We start from the raw sequence: 4,506 nt of genomic DNA, 5'->3' as shown, positions 1-4,506 counted from the left end.
GCCGAGGCGCTTAGCTAGGGCCACCTGGATGGCGGTGGGGGGCTGATCCGGCAGTCTCTTCGGGGAGCGGTCCTTTTTGGGGCCTATGCCCAATTGCAGCTTGAGGGGCTCTTAAGATGACTTCTAAGAAAGAAGCGCCTGGTCCCTTGGATAGGGACCAGGTATAGACGGGCCTGCAGTTCAAGACGCCCCTACAGTAAGGCCCCTAGACCACCCACACCCCCTTGCGCATGAGGGGAACGCGGGTGCCGTCCTCGTAGAGCCCGTCCACGTCCACCTCCTCCGAGCCGATCATCCAGTCAATGTGGATGAGGCTTCGGTTGGCCCCGCGCCTTAGGAGCTCTTCCCCCGTGGGGTGGCCCTCCAGGTTCTCCGCATAGGCTTGGCCGAAGGCCAAGTGGCTTGCGGCGTTCTCGTCAAAGAGGGTGTCAAAGAAGATGAGGCCTGTCTTGGCGATGGGGTTGTCTGCGGGCACCAGGGCCACCTCGCCCAGGCGCCTTGCCCCCTCGTCCGTCTCCAGGGCCTTGAGAAGGAGCTCCGCGTTCGTTTCGGCCCCCACCTCCACCGCCACCCCGTTTTGGAAGCGGGCCCAGATGCCCTCCACCAGTTCCCCCCCTAAGGCCAGGGGGCGGCTTGCGCGCACCACCCCTTCCACCCGCTCCCGGTGGGGGGCGGTGAAGACCTCCTCCGTGGGCAGGTTGGGGTTGCAGACCACCCCGTTTTGCGCCTGGGTAGCCCCGCCCTGCCAGAGGTGGCCCTCCGCTAGGCCCACGGTGAGGTCGGTGCCCGGGCCTTGGAAGTGGAGGGCGTGGAAGCGGCGGGCGTTCAGGTAGGCCACCTTCTCGTGGAGGCGGCGGTTGTGCGCCTGCCAGGCCGCCACGGGGTCCTCCTCCAGGACACGGGTGGCCTGGAAGATGGCCCACCAGAGCCTTTCCACCGCTTCCTTCTCGGGGAGGTTGGGGAAGACCATCCCCGCCCAGCCCGGGTGGGCGAAGGGGACGATGGTCCAGTTGGTGGCGAACTCGGTGATGGCCTTGAGGGCGGGCTCGTAGGCTTGGGCCTGGGCCCTTTGCGCCCGGCCGATGCGCTCCGGGTCCAGGCCTGAAAGGGCCTTAGGGTCGTTCCCGGAAACCGCAAGCCGCGCTGCCCCTTCCCGGAAGGCCCGGCCCATGCCCTCGTAGAGCCAGCCGGGGGCCCGGTCCAGGTCCTCAGGGGCTACCCGGGAAAGCCGCTCCCGGGCCAGGACATTGTCGCTATAGAGGACGGTGAAGAGACTCGCCCCCGCCTCGTAAGCCTTCTTGGCCAGAAGACGGACGAAGTCCACCGCCTCGAGGGGGGCGGTGGCGATGATCTCCTGGTGGGGCTGTAGGTTAAGCCCCACCAGGATGCCCAGCTCCGCAAGCCGCTCTAGGTTCTCCTCAAAAGTGCGCACGCCCTCAAGTCTTTTCCTTTCCCTCCCGGGCGTCAAGGGGGCAGGCGGCAGGGCGGAAGAGGAGGAGGACGAGGCCGGAAAGGAGGAGAAGAGGCGGGCGCAGCTCGGGCAGGAGGAGGGCCAAGAGGAGAAGCCCCCCTGCGAGGCCGTAGCGGAGGTAAGGGCGCATGCTTCCAGTATGGGACATTTCTCCCCCACGGGGAGGTATAGGGTAGGGGAGAGGTGACACCATGCGTCCCATCACCGTGGACGGCAACGAGGCGGTGGCCCGGGTAGCCTACCGTCTTTCCGAGGTCATCGCCATCTACCCCATCACCCCCTCCAGCCCCATGGCGGAGCTTTCCGACGAGTGGGCGGCCCAGGGCCTGCCCAACCTCCTGGGGAGCGTGCCCCGGGTGGTGGAGATGCAGTCCGAAGGCGGGGCGGCGGGCGCCCTGCACGGGGCCTTGCAGGAGGGTGCCCTGGCCACCACCTTCACCGCCAGCCAGGGCCTCCTCCTTATGATCCCCGACATGTACAAGGTGGCGGGCCAGCTCCTCCCCGGGGTCATCCATGTGGCCGCCCGTGCCCTGGCCACCCACGCCCTTTCTATCTTCGGCGACCACCAGGACCTCTACGCGGTCCGATCCACGGGGTTTGGGATTCTGGTTTCCGAATCGGTGCAGGCGGCCCAGGACCTGGCGGCCATCGCCCATGTCTCGGCCCTAAAGGCCAGCCTCCCCTTCCTCCACGCCATGGACGGGTTCCGTACCTCCCACGAGGTGCAGAAGATCACCCCCCTTTCCGACCGAGAACTCAAAGCCCTCTTCTCTTTTGAGGCTCTAAAGGCCTTCCGGGCGCGGGCCCTAACCCCCGAGGCCCCTGTCCTTCGGGGCAGCGCGCAGAACCCCGACCACTTCTTCCAAAACCGCGAGGCCAGCAACCCCTATTACCTCCGGGCTCCCAAGGTGGTGGCGGAGGTCATGGAGGCCTTCGCGGCGATCACGGGCCGGCGCTACCAGCCCTACCAGTACCTGGGCCACCCAGAGGCGGAGCGGGTGGTGGTGGTCATGGGCTCGGGAAGCCTGGCGGTGGAGGAGGCCCTGGAGTACCTCCTCAGGCGGGGGGAGCGGGTGGGGATGGTGCGGGTGCGGCTCTACCGACCCTTCGGCCTCGAGGCCTTCCTCGAGGTTCTGCCCAAGAGCGCAAGCCGCATCGCCGTCCTGGACCGTGGCAAGGAGCCTGGGGCTTTGGGGGAGCCCCTCTTCCAGGACGTGGCCGCGGCCTTGGCCCTAGGGGGGCGGCCGGCCCTTTTGGTGGGGGGGCGGTACGGGCTTTCCTCCAAGGAGTTTACCCCTGCCATGGCCCTTGGGGTCTACGAGGAGCTAGCCCAGGAAAAGCCCCGTCACGGCTTCACCGTGGGGGTAGAGGACGATGTCACCGGTCTTAGCCTTTCCTACCCGGAGGTGGACTTTGAGGACCCCGAGTCCGTGCGGGCGGTCTTCTTCGCCCTGGGTTCCGACGGCACCGTGTCCGCCAACAAGAACACCATCAAGATCATCGGGGAGGAAACCCCCCTCTACGCCCAGGGTTACTTCGTCTACGATTCCAAGAAATCCGGCTCCCGCACGGTGAGCCACCTGCGCTTCGGTCCCCGGCTCCTGGAAAAGCCCTACCTCATCCGAAAGGCCAACTTCGTGGCCATCCATCATTGGAGCTTCCTGGAGCGGGTGCCCATGCTGGAGGTGGCCGAGGAAGGAGCCACCCTCCTCCTTAACGCCCCTTACCCCAAGGAGGAGGTCTGGGACCGGTTGCCCCGGCCCGTGCAGGAGGCCATTTTGAAAAAGAAGCTCAAGGTCTACGTCATCAACGCCTATGAGCTGGCCCGGCAGGTGGGCCTCCCGGGGCGCATCAACACCCTCATGCAGGCGGCCTTCTTCAAGCTCTCGGGGGTCCTCCCCGAGGAGGAGGCCAAGGCCCGCATCAAGCGGGGCATTGAGAAGAGCTACGGCAAGCGGAGCAGGAGCGTCCTGGAGAAGAACTTCCGGGCGGTGGACCTAGGGTTTGAGCGGGTGGAGCCCCTCCCCATCCCTGGGCGGGTGACCTCGAGCCAAGACCTTCTCCCCCCCATGGTGGGGGAGGCGCCTCCCTTCGTGCAGGAGGTCCTGGGGCCCATCGCCCTGGGGCTTGGGGACCGGCTTCCCGTCTCCGCCTTCCCTCCGGACGGCACCTTCCCCACGGGCACCGCCCGTTACGAGAAGCGGGGGATCGCCGAGTACGTGCCCACCTGGGACGAAACGGTCTGCGTCCAGTGCGGGAAGTGCGTGCTGGTCTGCCCCCACAGCGTCATGCGGGCCAAGGTGGTGCCGGAGGAGGCCCTCCAAGGGGCCCCCGAAGGCTTCCGCCACCGGAAGGCCATGTGGCGGGAGCTTTCCGGGGCCTACACCCTGGCCATCTCCCCCGACGACTGCACCGGCTGCAGCCTCTGCGTGGAGGTCTGTCCGGCCAAGGACAAGACCAACCCCAGCCGTAAGGCCTTGAACATGGCCCCAAGGCTTCAGGTGCGGGAGGAGATGAACCGGCACTGGGACTTCTTCTTAAGCCTCCCGGAAACCCCAAGGGAGGCCTTGAAGCTCCACACGGTGAAGGATGTCCAGCTCCTCCTTCCCCTTTTTGAGTTCCCGGGGGCCTGCGCGGGGTGCGGAGAAACCCCGTACTTGAAGCTTCTCTCCCAGCTCTTCGGCGACCGCCTCATCGTGGCCAACGCCACGGGGTGCAGCTCCATCTACGGGGGCAACCTGCCCACTACCCCCTGGGCCAAGAACGCGGAGGGGCGGGGGCCTGCCTGGGCCAACTCCCTCTTTGAGGACAACGCGGAGTTTGGCCTCGGCATGCGCCTGGCCCTGGACAAGAAGGCGGAGTACGCCAGGCGCCTTCTCCCTGAGTTCCGGGAGGTTTTGGGGGCAGAGCTCTTGGAAAGGCTCTTGGCGGAGGTGGGGCCTGAGGCTGTGGAGGAAAGGCGCAAAGATGTGGCCCTCCTAAGGGCGCGCCTCTCCCCCCTGCAAGACCCCAGGGCCCAGGACATCCTGGCGGTG

The 4,506-nt window shown here is 66.8% G+C and carries 3 protein-coding genes; 1 reads left to right on the top strand and 2 read right to left on the bottom strand.

Features of this window, described 5'->3' with window-relative positions:
- Nucleotides 1-205: 205 nt before the first annotated feature.
- Nucleotides 206-1,432, bottom strand: a complete 1,227-nt coding sequence (locus WKI94_RS11475; RefSeq protein ID WP_337845863.1) for an aminopeptidase — start codon at nucleotides 1,430-1,432, stop codon at nucleotides 206-208.
- 4 nt (nucleotides 1,433-1,436) lie between these two features.
- Nucleotides 1,437-1,601, bottom strand: a complete 165-nt coding sequence (locus tag WKI94_RS11470) for a hypothetical protein (protein WP_337845862.1) — start codon at nucleotides 1,599-1,601, stop codon at nucleotides 1,437-1,439.
- Nucleotides 1,602-1,662: 61 nt separating this feature from the next.
- On the opposite strand from WKI94_RS11470, the gene nifJ reads away from it, so the two are divergent.
- Nucleotides 1,663-4,506 (top strand): pyruvate:ferredoxin (flavodoxin) oxidoreductase (nifJ, locus tag WKI94_RS11465; protein WP_337845861.1); only part of this gene is annotated, 2,844 nt, incomplete at its 3' end.

The organism is Thermus sp. (genome assembly GCF_037444525.1).
Lineage (GTDB): Bacteria > Deinococcota > Deinococci > Deinococcales > Thermaceae > Thermus.
The sequence above is the reverse complement of the archived record's forward strand: the minus strand, read 5'-3'. Positions and strand labels throughout refer to the sequence as shown.

Bases quoted from the DNA above. Each gene is read 5' to 3' on its own strand.
- WKI94_RS11470 (WP_337845862.1), bottom strand. From the start codon at position 1,601: ATGCGCCCTTACCTCCGCTACGGCCTCGCAGGGGGGCTTCTCCTCTTG.